Source organism: Salmonella sp. SJTUF15570, assembly GCF_043357055.1.
Classification (GTDB): domain Bacteria; phylum Pseudomonadota; class Gammaproteobacteria; order Enterobacterales; family Enterobacteriaceae; genus Salmonella; species Salmonella enterica.
On record NZ_JBEUKJ010000017.1, the window covers coordinates 19,898 to 40,890 of the forward strand.

Annotated in this window: 20 protein-coding genes; 18 read left to right on the forward strand and 2 right to left on the reverse strand. The window is 53.6% G+C overall.

Going from position 1 to position 20,993, the window contains the following annotated elements; all coding sequences use genetic code 11:
- Positions 1-4: 4 nt before the first annotated feature.
- From atpB to glmS, 11 genes are all read left to right on the forward strand, one after another.
- Complete coding sequence (gene atpB, locus ABVN44_RS22620) at positions 5-820, forward strand: F0F1 ATP synthase subunit A (protein WP_000135632.1); 816 nt, start codon at positions 5-7, stop codon at positions 818-820.
- A gap of 46 nt (positions 821-866) precedes the next feature.
- Positions 867-1,106: a F0F1 ATP synthase subunit C gene (atpE, locus tag ABVN44_RS22625; protein WP_000429386.1), complete on the forward strand. Its 240-nt coding sequence runs from the start codon at positions 867-869 to the stop codon at positions 1,104-1,106.
- A gap of 59 nt (positions 1,107-1,165) precedes the next feature.
- Entirely contained in the window at positions 1,166-1,636 is a 471-nt protein-coding gene (atpF, locus tag ABVN44_RS22630) for a F0F1 ATP synthase subunit B (RefSeq protein ID WP_001052212.1), read from the forward strand.
- A gap of 14 nt (positions 1,637-1,650) precedes the next feature.
- Positions 1,651-2,184, forward strand: coding sequence for a F0F1 ATP synthase subunit delta (gene atpH, locus ABVN44_RS22635; RefSeq protein WP_001288957.1), 534 nt, complete (start codon positions 1,651-1,653; stop codon positions 2,182-2,184).
- 12 nt (positions 2,185-2,196) lie between these two features.
- Positions 2,197-3,738 carry a F0F1 ATP synthase subunit alpha gene (atpA, locus tag ABVN44_RS22640; RefSeq protein ID WP_001176751.1) on the forward strand — a complete coding sequence of 514 codons (1,542 nt, stop codon included), beginning with the start codon at positions 2,197-2,199 and terminating at the stop codon, positions 3,736-3,738.
- Positions 3,739-3,788: 50 nt separating this feature from the next.
- A complete protein-coding gene (atpG, locus tag ABVN44_RS22645) occupies positions 3,789-4,652 on the forward strand; it encodes a F0F1 ATP synthase subunit gamma (protein ID WP_000896506.1) in 864 nt (287 codons plus the stop codon).
- Between the two features lie 26 nt (positions 4,653-4,678).
- Positions 4,679-6,061: a F0F1 ATP synthase subunit beta gene (gene atpD, locus ABVN44_RS22650; protein ID WP_000190499.1), complete on the forward strand. Its 1,383-nt coding sequence runs from the start codon at positions 4,679-4,681 to the stop codon at positions 6,059-6,061.
- A 20-nt stretch (positions 6,062-6,081) separates the two neighbouring features.
- Positions 6,082-6,501 carry a F0F1 ATP synthase subunit epsilon gene (locus ABVN44_RS22655; protein ID WP_001251971.1) on the forward strand — a complete coding sequence of 140 codons (420 nt, stop codon included), beginning with the start codon at positions 6,082-6,084 and terminating at the stop codon, positions 6,499-6,501.
- A 229-nt stretch (positions 6,502-6,730) separates the two neighbouring features.
- On the forward strand, positions 6,731-7,429 hold the full coding sequence (locus ABVN44_RS22660) for a Bax inhibitor-1 family protein (protein ID WP_000009904.1): 699 nt from the start codon (positions 6,731-6,733) through the stop codon (positions 7,427-7,429).
- 319 nt (positions 7,430-7,748) lie between these two features.
- A complete protein-coding gene (gene glmU / locus ABVN44_RS22665; RefSeq protein ID WP_000934854.1) occupies positions 7,749-9,119 on the forward strand; it encodes a bifunctional UDP-N-acetylglucosamine diphosphorylase/glucosamine-1-phosphate N-acetyltransferase GlmU in 1,371 nt (456 codons plus the stop codon).
- A gap of 188 nt (positions 9,120-9,307) precedes the next feature.
- Complete coding sequence (gene glmS / locus ABVN44_RS22670; protein WP_023232181.1) at positions 9,308-11,137, forward strand: glutamine--fructose-6-phosphate transaminase (isomerizing); 1,830 nt, start codon at positions 9,308-9,310, stop codon at positions 11,135-11,137.
- A gap of 150 nt (positions 11,138-11,287) precedes the next feature.
- Here the strand turns inward: glmS and ABVN44_RS22675 are convergent, their stop codons facing one another.
- Positions 11,288-13,045 carry an SgrR family transcriptional regulator gene (locus ABVN44_RS22675; RefSeq protein ID WP_129339497.1) on the reverse strand — a complete coding sequence of 586 codons (1,758 nt, stop codon included), beginning with the start codon at positions 13,043-13,045 and terminating at the stop codon, positions 11,288-11,290.
- Between the two features lie 94 nt (positions 13,046-13,139).
- On the opposite strand from ABVN44_RS22675, the gene ABVN44_RS22680 reads away from it, so the two are divergent.
- From ABVN44_RS22680 to phoU, 7 genes are all read left to right on the forward strand, one after another.
- Entirely contained in the window at positions 13,140-13,958 is an 819-nt protein-coding gene (locus ABVN44_RS22680) for a shikimate 5-dehydrogenase (RefSeq protein WP_000166709.1), read from the forward strand.
- A gap of 48 nt (positions 13,959-14,006) precedes the next feature.
- The gene (locus ABVN44_RS22685; protein ID WP_023232183.1) at positions 14,007-15,380 is read left to right on the forward strand and encodes a fructose-specific PTS transporter subunit EIIC; all 1,374 of its coding nucleotides are present in this window, start codon (positions 14,007-14,009) and stop codon (positions 15,378-15,380) included.
- A 165-nt stretch (positions 15,381-15,545) separates the two neighbouring features.
- The gene (gene pstS / locus ABVN44_RS22690) at positions 15,546-16,586 is read left to right on the forward strand and encodes a phosphate ABC transporter substrate-binding protein PstS (protein ID WP_000867131.1); all 1,041 of its coding nucleotides are present in this window, start codon (positions 15,546-15,548) and stop codon (positions 16,584-16,586) included.
- Between the two features lie 135 nt (positions 16,587-16,721).
- Positions 16,722-17,681 carry a phosphate ABC transporter permease PstC gene (pstC, locus tag ABVN44_RS22695; RefSeq protein ID WP_000741630.1) on the forward strand — a complete coding sequence of 320 codons (960 nt, stop codon included), beginning with the start codon at positions 16,722-16,724 and terminating at the stop codon, positions 17,679-17,681.
- On the forward strand, positions 17,681-18,571 hold the full coding sequence (gene pstA, locus ABVN44_RS22700) for a phosphate ABC transporter permease PstA (protein WP_000212197.1): 891 nt from the start codon (positions 17,681-17,683) through the stop codon (positions 18,569-18,571). Before pstC ends, pstA begins: the two co-directional genes overlap by 1 nt.
- 86 nt (positions 18,572-18,657) lie before the next feature.
- Complete coding sequence (pstB, locus tag ABVN44_RS22705; protein WP_000063118.1) at positions 18,658-19,431, forward strand: phosphate ABC transporter ATP-binding protein PstB; 774 nt, start codon at positions 18,658-18,660, stop codon at positions 19,429-19,431.
- A 14-nt stretch (positions 19,432-19,445) separates the two neighbouring features.
- Positions 19,446-20,171: a phosphate signaling complex protein PhoU gene (gene phoU, locus ABVN44_RS22710; RefSeq protein WP_000377800.1), complete on the forward strand. Its 726-nt coding sequence runs from the start codon at positions 19,446-19,448 to the stop codon at positions 20,169-20,171.
- A 94-nt stretch (positions 20,172-20,265) separates the two neighbouring features.
- On the opposite strand, the gene yieH is transcribed toward phoU, so the two are convergent.
- A complete protein-coding gene (gene yieH / locus ABVN44_RS22715; RefSeq protein WP_023232184.1) occupies positions 20,266-20,931 on the reverse strand; it encodes a 6-phosphogluconate phosphatase in 666 nt (221 codons plus the stop codon).
- Between the last annotated feature and the right edge of the window lie 62 nt (positions 20,932-20,993).

The following is a 20,993-nucleotide window of genomic DNA, read 5'->3' on the forward strand; positions in this document are numbered from 1 at the left end:
CATCATGGCTTCAGAAAATATGACGCCGCAGGAATACATAGGACACCATCTGAATAACCTTCAGCTGGACCTGCGTACTTTCTCGCTGGTGGATCCGCAGAACCCCCCAGCCACCTTCTGGACGCTCAATATTGACTCCATGTTCTTCTCGGTGGTGCTGGGTCTGTTGTTTCTGGTGATGTTCCGTAGCGTTGCTAAAAAAGCGACCAGCGGCGTGCCAGGCAAGTTTCAGACCGCGATTGAGCTGATAGTCGGCTTTGTGCATGGCAGCGTCAAAGACATGTACCATGGCAAAAGCAAGCTGATTGCGCCGCTGGCCCTGACGATTTTCGTCTGGGTATTCCTTATGAACCTGATGGACTTACTGCCTATCGACCTGCTGCCGTATATCGCTGAGCATTGGCTGGGTCTGCCGGCAACGCGCGTGGTGCCGTCTGCTGACGTCAACATCACCCTGTCGATGGCGCTGGGCGTATTCATCCTTATTCTGTTCTACAGCATCAAAATGAAAGGCATCGGCGGCTTCGCAAAAGAGTTGACGCTGCAGCCGTTCAATCACTGGGCGTTCATTCCTGTCAACTTAATCCTTGAAGGGGTAAGTCTGCTGTCCAAACCGGTTTCTCTCGGTCTGCGACTGTTCGGCAACATGTATGCCGGTGAGCTGATTTTCATTCTGATTGCTGGTCTGTTGCCGTGGTGGTCACAGTGGATTCTGAATGTGCCGTGGGCCATTTTCCACATCCTGATTATTACGCTGCAAGCCTTCATTTTCATGGTTCTGACGATTGTCTATCTGTCGATGGCGTCCGAAGAGCATTAATTTACCAACACTACTACGTTTTAACTGAAACAAACTGGAGACTGTCATGGAAAACCTGAATATGGATCTGCTGTACATGGCTGCCGCTGTGATGATGGGTCTGGCGGCAATCGGTGCTGCGATCGGTATCGGCATCCTCGGGGGTAAATTCCTGGAAGGCGCGGCGCGTCAACCTGATCTGATTCCTCTGCTGCGTACTCAGTTCTTTATCGTTATGGGTCTGGTGGATGCTATCCCGATGATCGCTGTAGGTCTGGGTCTGTACGTGATGTTCGCTGTCGCGTAGTAAGCGTTGCTTGAATTAAGAGCAATATCAGAAGGTTAACTAGATAGAGGCATTGTGCTGTGAATCTTAACGCAACAATCCTCGGCCAGGCCATCGCGTTTATTCTCTTTGTCTGGTTTTGCATGAAGTACGTATGGCCGCCGTTAATGGCAGCCATCGAGAAACGTCAGAAAGAAATTGCTGACGGTCTCGCTTCTGCTGAACGAGCACATAAGGATCTTGACCTTGCAAAGGCCAGCGCGACCGACCAGCTGAAAAAAGCGAAAGCGGAAGCTCAGGTAATCATCGAGCAGGCAAACAAACGCCGCGCTCAGATCCTGGACGAAGCCAAAACTGAAGCAGAGCAGGAACGTACTAAAATCGTGGCGCAGGCGCAGGCGGAAATTGAAGCCGAGCGTAAACGCGCCCGTGAAGAGCTGCGTAAGCAAGTTGCTATCCTGGCTGTTGCTGGCGCCGAGAAGATCATCGAACGTTCCGTGGATGAAGCTGCTAACAGCGACATCGTGGATAAACTTGTCGCTGAACTGTAAGGAGGGAGGGGCTGATGTCTGAATTTGTTACGGTAGCTCGCCCCTACGCCAAAGCAGCTTTTGACTTTGCCGTTGAACACCAAAGTGTAGAGCGCTGGCAGGATATGCTGGCGTTTGCCGCCGAGGTAACCAAGAACGAACAAATGGCAGAGCTTCTCTCTGGCGCGCTGGCGCCGGAAACGCTCGCTGAGTCGTTTATCGCAGTCTGCGGTGAGCAGTTAGACGAAAACGGTCAGAACCTGATTCGGGTGATGGCTGAAAATAATCGTCTGAACGCGCTCCCGGATGTTCTGGAGCAGTTTATTCATCTGCGTGCCGCCAGTGAAGCTACCTCCGAGGTAGAAGTTACGTCGGCAACCGCATTGAGTGAAGAGCAGCTTTCGAAAATCAGCGCCGCGATGGAAAAACGTCTGTCACGCAAAGTGAAGCTGAATTGCAAAATCGATAAGTCTGTAATGGCAGGCGTTATCATCCGGGCGGGTGATATGGTCATTGATGGCAGCGTACGCGGCCGTCTTGAGCGCCTTGCAGACGTCTTGCAGTCTTAAGGGGACTGGAGCATGCAACTGAATTCCACCGAAATCAGCGAACTGATCAAGCAGCGCATTGCTCAGTTCAATGTGGTGAGCGAAGCTCACAACGAAGGTACTATTGTTTCTGTCAGTGACGGTGTTATCCGCATTCACGGCCTGGCCGATTGTATGCAGGGTGAAATGATCTCCCTGCCGGGTAACCGTTACGCTATCGCACTGAACCTGGAGCGCGACTCCGTGGGTGCGGTAGTCATGGGTCCATACGCTGACCTTGCCGAAGGCATGAAGGTTAAATGTACGGGGCGTATCCTGGAAGTTCCGGTTGGCCGCGGCCTGCTGGGACGTGTGGTAAACACCCTGGGTGCGCCAATCGACGGTAAAGGTCCGGTTGATAATGACGGCTTCTCTGCCGTTGAAGCGATTGCGCCGGGCGTTATCGATCGTCAGTCTGTCGATCAGCCGGTGCAGACCGGCTATAAAGCCGTTGACTCCATGATCCCAATCGGTCGTGGTCAGCGTGAACTGATCATCGGTGACCGTCAGACCGGTAAAACCGCGCTGGCTATCGATGCCATCATCAACCAGCGTGACTCCGGCATCAAATGTATCTATGTCGCTATCGGCCAGAAAGCGTCCACCATCTCTAACGTGGTGCGTAAACTGGAAGAACACGGCGCGCTGGCTAACACCATTGTTGTGGTGGCAACCGCGTCCGAATCCGCTGCGCTGCAATATCTGGCGCCGTATGCCGGTTGCGCAATGGGCGAATACTTCCGCGACCGCGGCGAAGATGCGCTGATCATTTACGATGACCTGTCTAAACAGGCTGTTGCTTACCGTCAGATCTCCCTGCTGCTCCGTCGTCCGCCAGGACGTGAAGCATTCCCGGGCGACGTATTCTACCTCCACTCTCGTCTGCTGGAGCGTGCTGCGCGTGTTAACGCCGACTACGTCGAAGCCTTCACTAAAGGTGAAGTGAAAGGGAAAACCGGTTCACTGACTGCGCTGCCGATTATCGAAACGCAGGCAGGTGACGTTTCCGCGTTCGTTCCGACCAACGTAATTTCCATTACCGATGGTCAGATCTTCCTGGAATCTAACCTGTTTAACGCCGGTATTCGTCCTGCGGTTAACCCGGGTATCTCGGTATCCCGTGTAGGTGGCGCAGCCCAGACCAAGATCATGAAAAAACTGTCCGGTGGTATTCGTACCGCGCTGGCGCAGTATCGTGAACTGGCGGCGTTCTCTCAGTTTGCATCCGACCTTGACGATGCCACCCGTAAACAGCTTGACCACGGTCAGAAAGTGACCGAACTGCTGAAACAGAAACAGTATGCGCCGATGTCCGTCGCGCAGCAGTCTCTGGTTCTGTTCGCAGCAGAACGTGGTTATCTGGCGGATGTCGAACTGGCGAAAATCGGTAGCTTCGAAGCCGCACTGCTGGCTTACGTCGACCGTGATCACGCTCCGCTGATGCAAGAGATCAACCAGTCCGGTGGCTATAACGACGAAATCGAAGGCAAGCTGAAAGGCATCCTCGATTCCTTCAAAGCAACCCAGTCCTGGTAACGTCTGGCGGCTTGCCTTAGGGCAGGCCGTAAGGCATTGAGGAGAAGCTCATGGCCGGCGCAAAAGAGATACGTAGTAAGATCGCAAGCGTCCAGAACACGCAAAAGATCACTAAAGCGATGGAGATGGTCGCCGCTTCCAAAATGCGTAAATCGCAGGATCGCATGGCGGCCAGCCGTCCTTATGCAGAGACCATGCGCAAAGTGATTGGTCACCTTGCGAACGGTAATCTGGAATATAAGCACCCCTACCTGGAAGAGCGCGACGTTAAACGCGTGGGCTACCTGGTAGTGTCGACCGACCGTGGTTTGTGCGGTGGCTTGAACATTAACCTGTTCAAAAAGCTGCTGGCGGATATGAAGGCATGGTCCGATAAAGGCGTTCAGTGCGAACTCGCAATGATCGGCTCTAAGGGCGTGTCATTCTTTAATTCCGTAGGCGGCAACGTTGTCGCTCAGGTGACAGGTATGGGGGATAACCCTTCTCTGTCCGAACTGATCGGTCCGGTTAAAGTGATGTTGCAGGCCTACGACGAAGGCCGTCTGGACAAGCTTTACATTGTCAGCAACAAATTTATTAACACCATGTCTCAGGTGCCGACGATCACTCAACTGCTGCCGCTGCCGGCGTCAGAAGATGATGATCTGAAGCGTAAAGCCTGGGATTACCTGTATGAACCAGACCCGAAAGCGCTGCTGGATACTCTCCTGCGTCGTTATGTGGAGTCTCAGGTTTATCAGGGCGTGGTAGAAAACCTGGCCAGCGAGCAGGCCGCACGAATGGTGGCGATGAAAGCCGCAACCGATAATGGCGGCAGCCTGATTAAAGAGCTGCAGTTGGTATACAACAAAGCTCGTCAGGCCAGCATTACTCAGGAACTCACCGAGATCGTCTCGGGGGCCGCCGCGGTTTAACCAGGTTATTTCGTAGAGGATTTAAGATGGCTACTGGAAAGATTGTCCAGGTAATCGGCGCCGTGGTCGACGTCGAGTTCCCTCAGGATGCCGTACCACGCGTGTACGATGCCCTTGAGGTGCAGAATGGTAATGAGAAGCTGGTGCTGGAAGTTCAGCAGCAGCTTGGCGGCGGTATCGTGCGTACCATCGCGATGGGGTCTTCTGACGGTCTGCGTCGCGGTCTGGATGTAAAAGATCTCGAACACCCGATCGAAGTCCCGGTAGGTAAAGCCACGCTGGGTCGTATCATGAACGTCCTGGGCGAACCGGTCGACATGAAAGGCGAGATCGGCGAAGAAGAGCGTTGGGCGATTCACCGCGCAGCGCCTTCCTATGAAGAGTTGTCAAACTCTCAGGAACTGCTGGAAACCGGTATCAAAGTTATCGACCTGATGTGTCCGTTCGCGAAGGGCGGTAAAGTCGGTCTGTTCGGTGGTGCGGGTGTAGGTAAAACCGTAAACATGATGGAGCTTATCCGTAACATCGCGATCGAGCACTCCGGTTACTCTGTGTTTGCGGGCGTAGGTGAACGTACTCGTGAGGGTAACGACTTCTACCACGAAATGACCGACTCCAACGTTATCGATAAAGTATCCCTGGTGTATGGCCAGATGAACGAGCCGCCGGGAAACCGTCTGCGCGTTGCATTGACCGGTCTGACCATGGCGGAGAAATTCCGTGACGAAGGTCGTGACGTACTGCTGTTCGTCGATAACATCTATCGTTACACCCTGGCCGGTACGGAAGTATCCGCACTGCTGGGCCGTATGCCTTCCGCAGTAGGTTACCAGCCGACTCTGGCGGAAGAGATGGGCGTTCTGCAGGAACGTATCACCTCCACCAAAACCGGTTCTATCACCTCCGTACAGGCGGTATACGTACCGGCGGATGACTTGACTGACCCGTCTCCAGCCACCACCTTTGCGCACTTAGATGCAACCGTGGTACTGAGCCGTCAGATCGCATCCCTGGGTATCTACCCGGCCGTTGACCCGCTGGACTCCACCAGCCGTCAGCTGGATCCGCTGGTTGTTGGTCAGGAACACTACGACACCGCGCGTGGCGTTCAGTCCATCCTGCAGCGTTATCAGGAACTGAAAGACATCATCGCCATCCTCGGTATGGACGAACTGTCTGAAGAAGATAAACTGGTGGTAGCACGCGCGCGTAAAATTCAGCGCTTCCTGTCCCAGCCGTTCTTCGTGGCGGAAGTATTTACCGGTTCTCCGGGCAAATACGTCTCCCTGAAAGACACCATCCGTGGCTTTAAAGGCATCATGGAAGGCGAATACGATCACCTGCCGGAGCAGGCGTTCTACATGGTCGGTTCCATCGACGAAGCCGTGGAAAAAGCCAAAAAACTTTAACGCCTTAATCGGAGGGTGATATGGCAATGACTTACCACCTGGATGTCGTCAGCGCGGAGCAACAAATGTTCTCCGGTCTGGTCGAGAAAATCCAGGTTACGGGTAGCGAAGGCGAACTGGGGATTTACCCGGGGCACGCGCCGCTGCTCACCGCCATTAAGCCTGGTATGATTCGCATCGTTAAGCAGCACGGTCATGAAGAGTTTATCTATCTGTCCGGCGGCATTCTGGAAGTGCAGCCTGGCAGCGTGACCGTTCTGGCGGATACCGCGATTCGCGGTCAGGATCTCGACGAAGCGCGAGCCCTGGAAGCGAAGCGCAAAGCCGAAGAGCACATTAAGAGCTCGCACGGTGACGTGGATTACGCTCAGGCGTCTGCGGAACTGGCCAAAGCGATCGCTAAACTGCGCGTTATCGAGTTGACCAAAAAAGCGATGTAACACCGGCTTGAAAGCATAAAACCAGTCTGATTGCGGACTGGTTTTTTTTTATCCTCTCAATTTTTATTCGATAAACTAGCAACGACAAAAACAAGCGGCTGAAGGCGACGCGTTTTCAGCGACAGCGCTGTTTTCATTAAATCCTTCTTTCTGTCATTGGCATCTGCACATTGTGCGAAGAAGGGAGGAATGGATGCGTTTTTATTGCATAAAATGAGGGATTATTACTATGTCATTTCAGCCATCCTTTGCGGGTCCACAACCCGACTCAAGGATTGATCGTACTACTTTTATTCGTCGTGCTTATCTTCATCTCGCCGTCGCCATCGTCGGTTTTATCGTATTGAGCGCGGCGTGGAGTTTTATAGGGGTCGGGGAGTATGCGCTTGATGTGCTGCTGGCTGGTGGAAGATATAGCTGGTTGGTTGTTCTCGGCGCTTTTATGCTGGTGGGAATGCTGGCGACCCGTCTGGCGGATAATGCGGGGAATAATCAAACGCAACTTATCGGGCTGGGGATTTATGTGTTGGCAGAATCCCTGATTTTTGCCCCCCTGTTAACGGTGGCGGCGTATATTAACCCGTCGAGCATTGGCGCGGCGGCAATAACGACTCTGTTGCTGGTCGGCGGCCTGACGTTTACCGCTTTTTCTATAAAAAAAGACTTTTCTTTTCTGCGCTCGTTTCTGACTATGGCTGGGTTCATTGCTTTTGGCGCGATTATTGCGAGCGTCATCTGCGGCTTCTCGCTGGGCGTCTGGTTTTCTGCGCTAATGGTACTGCTGTGCGCCGGGTTTATACTTTACGATACTTCTAACATTATTCACCATTACCCTACCGATCGCCCTGCTGGCGCGGCATTACATCTGTTTGCTTCTATCGCGACCATGTTCTGGTATATTTTGCGGATTTTTATGTCGCGTAATTAAGTAAAAAATACGCGCAACGGAAAACCAGCGGCCTCTGTCGCTGGTTTTTGCTTTTCTGACTCCCCTGCGCTTTATTACGTTATCTTCTTTATTTATGGAGTAAAAAAACAGCAAAAACATCGGACTACGTTGCCAGTACGCGGGTGTTTTTACTTTTCAGGAGACAAGAGGCGCGGTAATGAACGAAAATGATTCATTAGCAGGCGGGGATTTTATCCCGGTGAGCGTTTTATCCTTCTTCCATTTTACGATGAAAAAAATGTAGTATTTTCAACGTGAAACAGTATAAATTCGTTCTCAAATTACAGTCAGGACGCGTATGTTAAATAGTGCTATGAGCGTAGTGATCCTTGCCGCAGGTAAAGGCACGCGCATGTATTCCGATATTCCTAAAGTGCTGCACACGCTGGCGGGTAAACCCATGGTGCAGCATGTCATTGATGCAGCTACTAAATTAGGGGCCGCACAGGTTCATCTGGTCTATGGCCACGGTGGCGAGTTGTTAAAACAGACCCTGAAAGATGACAAGCTGAACTGGGTGCTTCAGGCGGAACAGTTGGGTACAGGTCACGCAATGCAGCAGGCCGCGCCCTTCTTTAGCGACGATGAAGATATTTTAATGCTTTACGGCGACGTGCCGCTGATTTCGGTTGAAACCTTACAGCGCCTGCGCGATGCCAAACCGCAGGGTGGTATTGGGTTATTAACTGTGAAGCTGGACGATCCGAGCGGCTATGGCCGTATTACGCGTGAAAACGGTAAAGTGACCGGCATCGTTGAACATAAAGACGCCACTGATGAACAGCGTCAGATTCAGGAAATTAACACCGGTATTCTGATCGCCAACGGCGCGGACATGAAACGTTGGTTGTCTAAGCTGACTAACAATAATGCGCAGGGTGAATATTACATCACTGATATCATTGCGCTGGCTTATCAGGAAGGACGAGAAATCGCCGCGGTGCATCCGGCTCGCATCAGCGAAACGGACGGCGTGAATAACCGTCTACAGCTTTCTCGTCTGGAGCGTATTTACCAGGCCGAACAGGCGGAGAAACTGCTGTTATCCGGCGTTATGTTGCGCGATCCGGCACGTTTTGATCTTCGCGGCACCCTTCATTGTGGAATGGATGTCGAAATTGACGCTAACGTTATCATCGAAGGTTATGTAACGCTCGGTCACCGCGTGAAGATCGGCGCGGGCTGCATTATTAAAAACAGCGTTATTGGCGATGACTGCGAAATTAGCCCATACAGCGTGGTGGAAGATGCGCATCTGGAAGCGGCCTGCACCATCGGCCCGTTTGCTCGCCTGCGTCCCGGCGCGGAGCTGTTAGCGGGCGCTCACGTCGGCAATTTCGTTGAAATGAAAAAAGCGCGTCTCGGTAAAGGTTCTAAAGCCGGCCATCTGACCTACCTGGGAGATGCGGAAATTGGCGACAACGTGAATATCGGCGCGGGGACCATCACCTGTAACTATGATGGCGCGAACAAATTCAAAACGGTTATTGGCGACGATGTGTTTGTCGGCTCCGATACCCAACTGGTGGCGCCGGTTACTGTTGGTAAAGGGGCCACCATCGCCGCAGGGACTACCGTCACCCGTAACGTAGCTGACAATGAACTGGTATTAAGCCGCGTGCCGCAGGTGCATAAGCAAGGCTGGCAGCGTCCGGTGAAGAAAAAGTGATTTTGTAGGCCGGATAAGCGTCAGCGCCATCCGGCAGACCGGAGATGAGAGGATAAAATAATCCTCCGCTCCATGAGCAGTACTTATAAAAATAACCCCACTCTCTACAAGGCTCGGGGCGCCCGCAACGACGGGCATACAGGTCAGCGACAACGCATGGCGTAATGCCATAATCAGGAAATAAAACTATGTGTGGAATTGTTGGCGCTATCGCGCAGCGTGATGTAGCTGAAATCCTTCTCGAAGGTTTACGTCGTCTGGAATACCGCGGATATGACTCTGCCGGTCTGGCCGTGGTTGATGCAGAAGGTCATATGACCCGCCTGCGTCGCCTCGGTAAAGTCCAGATGCTGGCTCAGGCAGCGGAAGAACATCCTCTGCATGGCGGCACCGGTATTGCTCACACTCGTTGGGCGACGCACGGTGAACCTTCAGAAGCTAACGCGCATCCGCATGTTTCTGAACACATTGTGGTGGTGCATAACGGCATCATCGAAAACCATGAACCGCTGCGTGAAGCGTTAAAAGCGCGTGGCTATACCTTCGTTTCTGAAACCGACACCGAAGTGATTGCACACCTGGTAAACTGGGAACTGAAACAGGGCGGTACTCTGCGTGAGGCTGTTCTGCGTACTATCCCGCAACTGCGTGGCGCATATGGTACGGTAATCATGGATACCCGTCACCCGGATACCCTACTGGCTGCACGTTCTGGTAGCCCGCTGGTGATTGGCCTGGGTATGGGCGAAAACTTTATCGCTTCTGACCAGCTGGCGCTGTTGCCAGTGACTCGTCGCTTTATCTTCCTTGAAGAGGGCGATATCGCTGAAATCACTCGCCGTTCGGTAAATATCTTCGATAACACCGGCGCGGAAGTAAAACGTCAGGATATCGAATCCAATCTGCAATATGACGCGGGCGATAAAGGTATTTACCGCCACTACATGCAGAAAGAGATCTACGAACAGCCGAACGCGATTAAAAACACCCTTACCGGGCGCATCAGCCACGGTCAGGTGGATTTAAGCGAGCTGGGACCGAACGCCGACGAACTGCTGTCGAAGGTTGAGCATATTCAGATCCTCGCCTGTGGTACTTCTTACAATTCCGGTATGGTTTCCCGTTACTGGTTTGAATCGCTGGCAGGTATTCCGTGCGACGTTGAAATCGCCTCTGAATTCCGCTATCGCAAATCTGCCGTGCGCCGTAACAGCCTGATGATTACCCTGTCACAGTCTGGCGAAACCGCAGATACCCTGGCTGGCCTGCGTCTGTCGAAAGAGCTGGGATATTTGGGCTCTCTGGCCATTTGTAACGTGCCGGGATCTTCGCTGGTGCGTGAATCCGATCTGGCGCTGATGACCAACGCGGGTACGGAAATTGGCGTAGCATCTACCAAAGCCTTCACCACCCAGTTAACCGTGCTGTTGATGCTGGTGGCGAAACTGGCGCGTCTGAAAGGTCTGGATACGTCCATTGAGCATGATATCGTTCATGGCCTACAGGCGCTGCCGAGCCGTATTGAGCAGATGCTGTCGCAGGACAAACGCATCGAGCTGCTTGCAGAAGATTTCTCCGACAAGCATCACGCGCTATTCCTCGGTCGTGGCGATCAATATCCGATTGCGCTCGAAGGCGCGCTGAAGCTGAAAGAGATCTCTTACATTCACGCGGAAGCCTATGCTGCAGGCGAGCTGAAACACGGGCCGTTGGCGCTGATTGACGCCGACATGCCGGTGATTGTGGTGGCGCCGAACAACGAACTGCTGGAGAAACTGAAATCCAACATCGAAGAAGTTCGCGCACGTGGCGGTCAGTTGTACGTCTTCGCCGATCAGGATGCGGGTTTCATCAGCAACGACAACATGCACATCATCGAGATGCCGCATGTGGAAGAGGTCATTGCGCCTATCTTCTACACCGTTCCGCTGCAACTGCTGGCGTATCACGTGGCGCTGATTAAAGGCACCGACGTTGACCAGCCGCGTAACCTGGCGAAATCGGTTACCGTAGAGTAAGTACAAATGTAGTACCAGGCAGAAGGCCGTCGATAGACGGCCTTTTTTTGTGCGCCGTGACAGGCGCTGTTCTTTCTCTATGGTGGCTGAAGAGCGACTAAGAGGTGCTACGCCTGCCAGCGCTACGGGCACCCGGTCACATTCTCTTCTTTAAGGCCCTGGCTCAATCCAGGTGGATCGGAAGTCAAACCACCCCAGGTTATTCAGGTGGATCCCCCTGGCCCGGTCGGGGCTTTTGAGTCGCATCCAGTGGTGAAAAAGCGGCTGTAGCCAGCCTGAACGGGTGGTTTCCCTGACCAGTTGTTCCGCGCTGATGGTTTCGGCATGCCACTGGGTTTCCCATTGGGCCAGCAGCGCATCATCCCCACCGCTGATGGCGTGGCGCAGTAAAGGGGAGCCCAGCAGCCATGTACCGACGTTCCACTCTTCGGGAATGGGGAAATTGACCGTCCCCAGCCAGAGATCCACATTGGCTTTGCCATTCGCCCAGTCATCATAATTCAGCTCCACGCCCTCAAGTAAAATGCCCTGCTGGCGCATGATCTCTTGCATGATATCCAGGAGCATCGGAAATTCAGGGTGCTGATCGTGATAGGCCAGACGCAGTTTTGCGTAGGGCGACGACGAGATAAAAGGTGAACAGGCTGGGCCCGCCTCAATAGTATGAAACCAGGAGGACAGTAGGCTGCCGCCCGGTACCCAGAAGGGGCGAATTGCCTCACTCAGATGCTGGAGTAAGGCGTAAGGGCTGAGTGTTTCCCGCAGCCAGCGGCGATGTTCGGCGGTATGCCAGTGCGGAGAGCGACTGTCGCATAATAAAAAATAGCCTCCACGCTCAAGAAACATCTCGCGCAGGTTGTCAGAAGGTTTGCCTGATACCTGGCTAAGCCGTCCGGAAACGTAATCCTCATCGCTCAGGCTGGAACTGAGCCAGGCTGCCGTGTCGTTATCCGACAGCGATTCCGCCAGGTTATCTGTCTCCGTTAAATTCGGCCAGATAAAGACCTCCACTTCATCCAGCAGCCCGCGCAGACCGAAATAGTGGTCAAAGGCCTTCATTTGCAGATGAAAGCCATTGTTTTCCACCACCTCATAAGGGCCAGTTCCCACGGGATGTGCCGGGAAATCAGCGCGTTGTGTATGGTCAGGCAGTAGGATCATGGCATCAATATGACTGAGCAGCAGCGGCAGTCGGTTATCCGGGTGCGCCAGCGTAATTTCAAGGCTCAGCGGCCCGGTGGCCTGAATGGTCTGCAAGTGCGAGAACAACGGCAGCTTAGCGCTGCGGGTCAGTGAAGCGATAACCGCGTCGATCGTCAGCTCCTGACCATCATGCCAGAGGACGGCGGGGCGCAGATAAAAACGCCAGCGCAGTGGATCAATCTGCCGCCAGTGGTGGGCAAGATCGGCTTCGACTTCACCTTTTTCCTCATTTATGCGCGTCAGGCCGCTAAAAATCTGCCTGACCAGATGCTGCTCAGAGCGACGCAACGGTATGCCGGGGCACAGCGACGGCATTGTCCGGTAATAGGGGATGCACAGCCGCTGATAGTCTGCCCGCACGCTATAGCCCAGCTTTGAACGCAACAGTTGCGCCACCTGGTGCTTATTTTTACCCAGCAGTTGAATGGCCTGATCAACATGACCAGACTCCAGCAACTGCTCCGCCTTTTCGCTTAACAGCTGTTCTGGTTTATAGCGCAGGTGAAGCCGGGCGCGATGCCCACGTCCGGCCTGTGATTGCCAGATGAGCCACTTTGCCTCCTGCATCTGAAGCAACAGATTACGCATATGCCGTCGGGTGCAGAACAACACATCCGCCAGCTCCTGTAATGTCACGCTAACAGGCTTGTCGCCATAGTGCTGGAGTAGCTTTAAGTATTTTTGTTCAGTGTGCCGGGTTGTCATAAAAGGTGAAATTTCCCGAACGGGAATGAGCAATTTTTAATATCCCCTTTTTAGCCGATGATTTTCTCTATCGCAACTTCTATGAGGATTTATCATGACAAAGCGCATTAATAAAGACACTCAGGTCTGCATGTCCCTGGCGGCACGCCCAAGTAACTTCGGTACACGCTTTCACAACTATCTGTACGAAGCGCTGGATCTCAATTATCTCTACAAAGCTTTTTCGCCGACCGATCTTACGCAGGCCATTAGCGGCGTGCGCGGGTTGGGGATCCGTGGGTGCGCGATCTCTATGCCGTTTAAAGAAGCCTGCATTCCGCTGGTGGATGAACTGGATGCTTCCGCTCAGGCCATTCACTCAGTTAATACCATTGTGAATACCAATGGCCATCTGAAGGCGTACAACACCGATTACATTGCAATAGCTCGCTTGCTGGCGAATTACAAGGTCTCTCCCGACCTGGTGTTTGCTTTGCGTGGCAGCGGTGGTATGGCAAAGGCGGTGGCCTGCGCGCTGAAGGATGCGGGGTTTACCCGTGGTTATATTGTCGCGATTGATGAAGCGTCAGGTAAACAACTGGCCGAACTCTATGGCTATGAATGGCGCCCGGATACCGACGGTATTGAAGCCGATTTGTTAATTAACGCCACGCCTATCGGAATGGCTGGCGGTAATGATGCCGACAAACTCTCTTATTCCGAACAGGAAGTGGATAAGGCGAGCGTTATCTTTGATGTGGTGGCGCTACCGCCCGTCACGCCGCTGATCCGCTACGCCCGTGAACGCGGTAAAACCGTGATTACCGGTTCCGAAGTGTTTGCTATTCAGGCCGTGGAGCAATTTGTCCTTTATACCGGGATTCGCCCGGATGACGCGCTATTCCAGAAAGCCGCGGCCTGGTCACGTCTGTAACATTTTTTCCCGCTTTTTCTTTAAATTAAAAGAACAGGGTACCCTACTATGACTAAAAAAATTGTTGCTGTGACGGCCTGTCCGACGGGCGTCGCCCATACCTTTATGGCGGCAGAAGCGTTGGAAATTGAAGCCCGCAAGCGTGGTGACTGGATCAAGGTTGAAACCCGCGGTTCCGTCGGGGCGAAGAACACGCTGACCGCGGAAGAGATAGCGCAAGCGGATGTGGTGATTATCGCGGCGGATATTGAGCTGGATCTGTCAGGCTTTGTTGGCAAAAGACTCTATCGCACCAGTACCGGCGCGGCGCTAAAAAAGAGTGCGCAGGAAATGGATAATGCTTTCAATAGCGCCGAGGTCTATCAGGGGAGTGCCGGGCGCTCTTCTTCAGCTGGTAAAACAGAGCTACCCGGCGTTTATAAGCATTTAATGACCGGTGTATCCCATATGCTTCCTTTGGTGGTGGCGGGAGGGTTATGTATCGCGCTCTCTTTTGTCTTCGGTATCCAGGCCTTCAATGAGCCGGGCACGCTGGCGGCTGCGTTATTTCAAATTGGTGGTAAGGCGGCCTTTGCGCTGATGGTGCCGGTACTGGCTGGGTTTATTGCCTTCTCAATTGCCGATCGTCCGGGCCTGGCCCCGGGGCTTATTGGCGGGATGTTGGCCAGCCAGTGCGGCGCTGGTTTCCTGGGAGGGATTGTGGCCGGTTTTCTGGCTGGTTACAGCGTACGGTTTCTGGCGCAAAATATTAAGCTGCCGGCGTCAATGGAAGCACTTAAGCCTGTGCTGGTTCTGCCGCTACTGTCTACGCTGATTACCGGCCTAATCATGATTTACGTGGTGGGTGGCCCCGTTTCTGCGGTGATGGAAGGGCTGACGACGTTCCTGGGGAATATGACCTCTACGAATGCTATCTTGCTGGGAATGTTGCTGGGCGCAATGCAAGGTTTTGACCTTGGCGGGCCGGTGAATAAAGCTGCGTATACCTTCGGCGTCGGTTTACTGGCTTCTCATTCTTATATGCCAATGGCGGCCATTATGGCGGCAGGGATGGTACCGGCATTAGGAATGGGCGTCGCAACCTGGGCGGCCAGAGCGAAATTCACTGCCTCTGAGCATGAAGCGGGTAACGCATCCTTTATCCTGGGGCTGTGCTTTATCTCTGAAGGGGCGATTCCCTTCGCTGCGCGTGACCCGATGCGCGTCATCCCTTCCACGATGGTCGGTGGCGCAATCGCCGGGGGACTGTCCATGTATTTCGGTTGTACACTGATGGCACCACACGGCGGTCTCTTTGTCCTGGCGATCCCGCATGCGGTAGAACATGTGATGCAATATCTGCTCTCGATTGCCCTGGGCACGATTGTCTGCGGCCTGATGTACGCGCTGTTGAAACCGTCTGCGGTTGCGCAAACAGTCTAATTCATCTCCCCCTGCAGGCTGGTCTGGTGTCTCCCCGGGCCAGCTTTTTTATTTCCATTGTCATCAAACCGTTATAATCAAGACATATAACTGTCATCAATTTGTCCTATTTTGCTCATCGTAGCAACTCAAACAACGATTTACCGAAACCGTGCAGGAGACATTATGAAAGTTATGCGTACCACTGTCGCAACTGTTGTCGCCGCGACCTTATCGATGAGCGCGTTCTCTGCCTTTGCAGCAGCAAGCCTGACAGGTGCCGGTGCAACGTTTCCTGCGCCGGTGTATGCCAAATGGGCGGATACCTACCAGAAAGAAACCGGTAACAAAGTCAATTACCAGGGGATAGGCTCTTCCGGCGGCGTGAAACAAATCACCGCGAATACCGTTGATTTTGGCGCTTCCGATGCGCCGCTGTCTGACGAAAAACTGAATCAGGAAGGCCTGTTTCAGTTCCCGACGGTGATCGGCGGCGTGGTGCTGGCGGTGAATATTCCAGGCCTCAAATCCGGCGAACTGGTGCTGGATGGTAAAACGCTGGGTGACATCTACCTCGGTAAAATCAAAAAGTGGGATGATGAAGCCATCACCAAATTGAACCCAGGCGTGAAGCTGCCTTCTCAGAACATCGCTGTGGTGCGTCGCGCTGACGGTTCCGGTACCTCCTTCGTGTTCACCAGTTACCTAGCGAAAGTCAACGACGAGTGGAAATCGAAAGTGGGCGCGGGTTCTACCGTGAACTGGCCAACCGGCCTGGGCGGTAAAGGTAACGACGGCATCGCGGCATTTGTACAGCGTCTGCCAGGCGCTATCGGCTACGTTGAATACGCTTACGCTAAGCAGAACAACCTGGCCTACACCAAACTGGTTTCTGCCGACGGCAAGCCGGTAAGCCCGACGGAAGAGAGCTTCTCTAATGCGGCGAAAGGCGCAGACTGGAGCAAAACCTTCGCGCAGGATCTGACCAACCAGAAAGGTGACGATGTGTGGCCAATCACCTCCACCACCTTTATCCTGGTCCATAAAGCGCAGAAGAAACCTGAGCAGGGTGCTGAAGTGTTGAAGTTCTTCGACTGGGCCTACAAAAATGGCGCTAAGCAGGCGAATGATCTGGACTACGCCAGCCTACCGGATAACGTTGTTGAGCAGGTTCGTACCGCCTGGAAGACCAGCATAAAAGACAGCAACGGTAAGGCGCTGTATTAATTAACGAATTGGCGGATGGCGCTACGCTTATCCGCCCTACGGTTTCGACCGCAGGCCCACGTTGTAGGCCGGATAAGCGTAGCGCCATCCGGCAGGGGCAACGTCGTAAAACGCGTTTAATGGAAAGAGTAATTTATGGCTGCAACCAAGCCTGCTTTTAACCCGCCGGGTAAAAAAGGCGACATGATTTTCAGCGCGCTGGTAAAACTGGCTGCGCTGATTGTGCTATTGATGTTGGGCGGTATTATCGTCTCATTGATCATCTCCTCCTGGCCAAGTATTCAGAAATTTGGTTTCTCATTTCTTTGGACTAAGGAATGGGACGCGCCAAACGATATCTACGGCGCGCTGGTGCCCATTTACGGCACGCTGGTGACCTCCTTTATCGCACTGCTGATCGCCGTTCCGGTCAGTTTCGGCATTGCCCTGTTTTTAACCGAGCTGGCGCCAGGCTGGCTAAAGCGTCCGCTCGGCATCGCCATTGAGCTGCTGGCGGCGATCCCCAGTATCGTGTACGGCATGTGGGGGCTGTTTATCTTCGCGCCGCTGTTTGCGACGTACTTCCAGGAGCCGGTCGGCAATATTCTTTCCAACATTCCGTTTGTCGGCGCGCTGTTCTCCGGCCCGGCGTTTGGTATCGGCATTCTGGCGGCGGGCGTCATCCTCGCCATCATGATCATCCCCTACATTGCGGCGGTTATGCGCGACGTCTTCGAGCAAACGCCGGTAATGATGAAAGAGTCCGCTTACGGTATCGGCTGTACTACCTGGGAAGTTATCTGGCGCATCGTGCTACCGTTCACCAAAAATGGCGTGATCGGCGGCATTATGCTGGGGCTGGGCCGTGCTCTGGGTGAAACGATGGCGGTCACTTTTATCATCGGCAACACTTACCAGCTCGACAGCGCGTCGCTGTATATGCCGGGCAACAGCATCACTTCCGCGCTGGCGAACGAATTCGCTGAGGCGGAATCGGGTCTGCACGTGGCAGCGTTGATGGAGCTGGGGCTGATCCTGTTTGTGATCACCTTTATCGTCCTGGCGGCGTCTAAGTTCATGATTATGCGTCTGGCGAAGAACGAGGGAGCACGTTAATGGCTACGCTTGATATGCAGAACACCGCGCAGCTCGCGGAATCCCGTCGCAAGATGCAGGCGCGTCGCCGCATGAAGAATCGTATCGCACTAACGCTCTCAATGGCGACGATGGCATTTGGCCTGTTCTGGCTGATCTGGATTTTGATGTCCACCATCACGCGCGGCATTGATGGTATGTCGCTGGCGTTGTTTACCGAAATGACGCCGCCGCCGAACACGGCGGGCGGCGGGCTGGCGAACGCCCTGGCGGGGAGTGGATTGTTGATTCTCTGGGCTACCGTATTGGGTACGCCGCTGGGGATTATGGCCGGGATCTATCTGGCGGAATATGGCCGTAAATCCTGGCTGGCGGAAATTATTCGCTTTATTAACGACATTCTGCTTTCCGCGCCGTCAATTGTTGTGGGGCTGTTTGTTTACACCATCGTGGTGGCGCAGATGCAGCACTTCTCCGGCTGGGCAGGGGTGATTGCGCTGGCGCTGTTGCAGGTACCGATCGTTATCCGTACCACTGAAAACATGCTCAAGCTGGTGCCGGATAGCCTGCGTGAAGCCGCCTATGCGCTGGGTACGCCGAAGTGGAAGATGATCTCCGCGATTACGCTGAAAGCCTCTATCTCCGGCATTATGACCGGTATCCTGCTGGCTATTGCGCGTATCGCCGGCGAAACGGCGCCATTGTTGTTTACCGCGCTCTCGAACCAGTTCTGGAGCACCGACATGATGCAGCCGATCGCCAACCTGCCGGTGACCATTTTTAAATTCGCGATGAGCCCGTTTGCCGAATGGCAACAATTAGCCTGGGCGGGCGTGCTGATTATTACCCTGTGCGTACTGCTGCTGAATATTCTGGCGCGTGTTGTTTTCGCGAAGAAAAAACACGGTTAAAGACATTGTAGGCCTGATAAGCGTAGCGCCATCAGGCATTATTTTACGGCGTGGCGGATGCGGCGCTGGATGAGGAAAAGAGTGAAATGAGTATGGTTGAAACTGCCCCGAGTAAGATTCAGGTTCGTGATTTGAACTTCTACTACGGCAAATTCCATGCCCTGAAGAACATTAATCTGGATATCGCGAAGAATCAGGTAACGGCATTTATCGGGCCATCCGGCTGCGGTAAATCAACGCTACTGCGTACCTTCAATAAAATGTATTCGCTTTATCCGGAGCAGCGCGCGGAAGGTGAAATTCTGCTGGATGGCGACAATATTCTCACCAACACCCAGGATATCGCGCTACTGCGCGCAAAAGTGGGGATGGTATTCCAGAAGCCGACGCCGTTCCCGATGTCCATCTATGACAATATCGCCTTTGGCGTGCGTCTGTTTGAGAAGCTGTCTCGCGCCGATATGGACGAGCGCGTGCAGTGGGCGTTGACCAAAGCCGCATTATGGAACGAAACCAAAGATAAATTGCACCAGAGCGGGTACTCTCTCTCCGGTGGTCAGCAGCAGCGTCTGTGCATTGCGCGCGGTATCGCCATTCGCCCGGAAGTGCTGCTGTTGGATGAGCCATGCTCAGCTCTGGACCCGATCTCTACCGGGCGTATTGAAGAGCTGATCACCGAGCTGAAACAGGATTACACCGTGGTGATCGTGACCCACAACATGCAGCAGGCGGCACGTTGCTCCGATCATACGGCGTTTATGTACCTGGGCGAGTTGATTGAGTTCAGCAACACGGACGATCTGTTCACCAAGCCCGCGAAGAAACAAACAGAAGACTATATCACCGGTCGTTACGGTTAATTCAGGAGTGCGTAATGGACAGTCTGAACCTTAATAAACATATTTCCGGCCAGTTCAACGCCGAACTGGAAAGCATCCGCACTCAGGTAATGACCATGGGCGGCATGGTGGAGCAGCAGCTTTCTGACGCTATCACCGCCATGCACAACCAGGACAGCGAGCTGGCGAAGCGCGTGGTAGAAGGCGATCATCAGGTTAATATGATGGAAGTCGCCATCGATGAAGCCTGCGTGCGTATTATCGCCAAGCGCCAGCCGACGGCGAGCGATCTGCGTCTGGTAATGGCGATTATCAAAACCATCGCCGAACTGGAGCGCATTGGCGACGTGGCGGATAAAATCTGCCGTACCGCGCTGGAGAAATTCTCCCAGCAGCACCAGCCGCTGCTGGTCAGTCTGGAGTCACTGGGCCGCCACACCGTGCAGATGCTGCACGACGTGCTGGATGCGTTCGCGCGCATGGATCTCGATGAAGCGGTGCGTATCTATCGTGAAGATAAGAAAGTTGACCAGGAATATGAAGGCATCGTGCGTCAGCTGATGACCTACATGATGGAAGACTCGCGCACCATTCCCAGCGTGCTGACCGCACTGTTCTGCGCGCGCTCTATCGAGCGTATCGGTGACCGTTGCCAGAATATCTGCGAATACATCTTCTACTTCGTGAAGGGGCAGGATTTCCGTCACGTCGGCGGCGATGAGCTGGATAAGCTGCTGGCGGGGAAAGACCCGAAAGAGTAAATCTCATTCTTTTGCCCGGTGGCGCTGCGCTTACCGGGCCTACAGGTACAGATGCTGTAGGCCGGATAAGCGTTAGCGCCATCCGGCATTTCAGTTAACGCGTAATCTCCCACCCGCGCGCTTTCCACAATCCCGGCAACTGCGCCAAATTGGTAAATGTCGTCACGTTAGGGTGATCGATCGGCTTGTTATGCGGATCGGCGCAGAAATAAAATACTTCCATTCCCGCCGCAATTCCTGACTGCGCGCCTGCGCTGGAATCATCCACCAGAATACACTTCTCAACATTGACCTTCATGGCGTTCGCCGCATGGAGCATCAGCGCCGGATCGGGCTTCCAGCGTTGAATATCGTAACCGCTAAACAGCAAATCGGGAAAATAATGCAACATGCCCAGTTTACCCAGCGAATGCTGCATCTTACTGACCGGTCCGTTGGATACCACGCACATAGGCGTCTTAATGCTCTCCAGCAGGGTATTTGCGCCCGCGATCGCTTCCAGTTCGGTATCGAACAGGCGCGCCACTTCCGCGCGGTACACCGGCTCCAGCTCCGCCTTTGCCAGCGCAACGCCATGCTCTTTACTGATGGTATCGATAATTTCGTAGAGCTTTACGCCTTTAAAGCGTCTGAATACTTCCGTGAGCTCAAGCGTAATGCCGAACTGCCGGAACATAGCGACATAGGCACGCGAGCAAATCACTTCACTGTCGACCAGCGTGCCGTCACAGTCAAAAAACACTGCTTCGATTTGGGACATGTCATTTCCATTTTAACAAGTTTAACGTTTACGTAATGCTGAATGAGGGGACGCAATCGTTG

Bases quoted from the DNA above. Each gene is read 5' to 3' on its own strand.
- atpB (WP_000135632.1), top strand. From the start codon at position 5: ATGGCTTCAGAAAATATGACGCCGCAGGAATACATAGGACACCATCTG.
- atpE (WP_000429386.1), top strand. From the start codon at position 867: ATGGAAAACCTGAATATGGATCTGCTGTACATGGCTGCCGCTGTGATG.
- atpH (WP_001288957.1), top strand. From the start codon at position 1,651: ATGTCTGAATTTGTTACGGTAGCTCGCCCCTACGCCAAAGCAGCTTTT.
- atpA (WP_001176751.1), top strand. From the start codon at position 2,197: ATGCAACTGAATTCCACCGAAATCAGCGAACTGATCAAGCAGCGCATT.
- atpG (WP_000896506.1), top strand. From the start codon at position 3,789: ATGGCCGGCGCAAAAGAGATACGTAGTAAGATCGCAAGCGTCCAGAAC.
- atpD (WP_000190499.1), top strand. From the start codon at position 4,679: ATGGCTACTGGAAAGATTGTCCAGGTAATCGGCGCCGTGGTCGACGTC.
- ABVN44_RS22655 (WP_001251971.1), top strand. From the start codon at position 6,082: ATGGCAATGACTTACCACCTGGATGTCGTCAGCGCGGAGCAACAAATG.
- ABVN44_RS22660 (WP_000009904.1), top strand. From the start codon at position 6,731: ATGTCATTTCAGCCATCCTTTGCGGGTCCACAACCCGACTCAAGGATT.
- glmU (WP_000934854.1), top strand. From the start codon at position 7,749: ATGTTAAATAGTGCTATGAGCGTAGTGATCCTTGCCGCAGGTAAAGGC.
- glmS (WP_023232181.1), top strand. From the start codon at position 9,308: ATGTGTGGAATTGTTGGCGCTATCGCGCAGCGTGATGTAGCTGAAATC.
- ABVN44_RS22675 (WP_129339497.1), bottom strand. From the start codon at position 13,045: ATGACAACCCGGCACACTGAACAAAAATACTTAAAGCTACTCCAGCAC.
- ABVN44_RS22680 (WP_000166709.1), top strand. From the start codon at position 13,140: ATGACAAAGCGCATTAATAAAGACACTCAGGTCTGCATGTCCCTGGCG.
- ABVN44_RS22685 (WP_023232183.1), top strand. From the start codon at position 14,007: ATGACTAAAAAAATTGTTGCTGTGACGGCCTGTCCGACGGGCGTCGCC.
- pstS (WP_000867131.1), top strand. From the start codon at position 15,546: ATGAAAGTTATGCGTACCACTGTCGCAACTGTTGTCGCCGCGACCTTA.
- pstC (WP_000741630.1), top strand. From the start codon at position 16,722: ATGGCTGCAACCAAGCCTGCTTTTAACCCGCCGGGTAAAAAAGGCGAC.
- pstA (WP_000212197.1), top strand. From the start codon at position 17,681: ATGGCTACGCTTGATATGCAGAACACCGCGCAGCTCGCGGAATCCCGT.
- pstB (WP_000063118.1), top strand. From the start codon at position 18,658: ATGAGTATGGTTGAAACTGCCCCGAGTAAGATTCAGGTTCGTGATTTG.
- phoU (WP_000377800.1), top strand. From the start codon at position 19,446: ATGGACAGTCTGAACCTTAATAAACATATTTCCGGCCAGTTCAACGCC.
- yieH (WP_023232184.1), bottom strand. From the start codon at position 20,931: ATGTCCCAAATCGAAGCAGTGTTTTTTGACTGTGACGGCACGCTGGTC.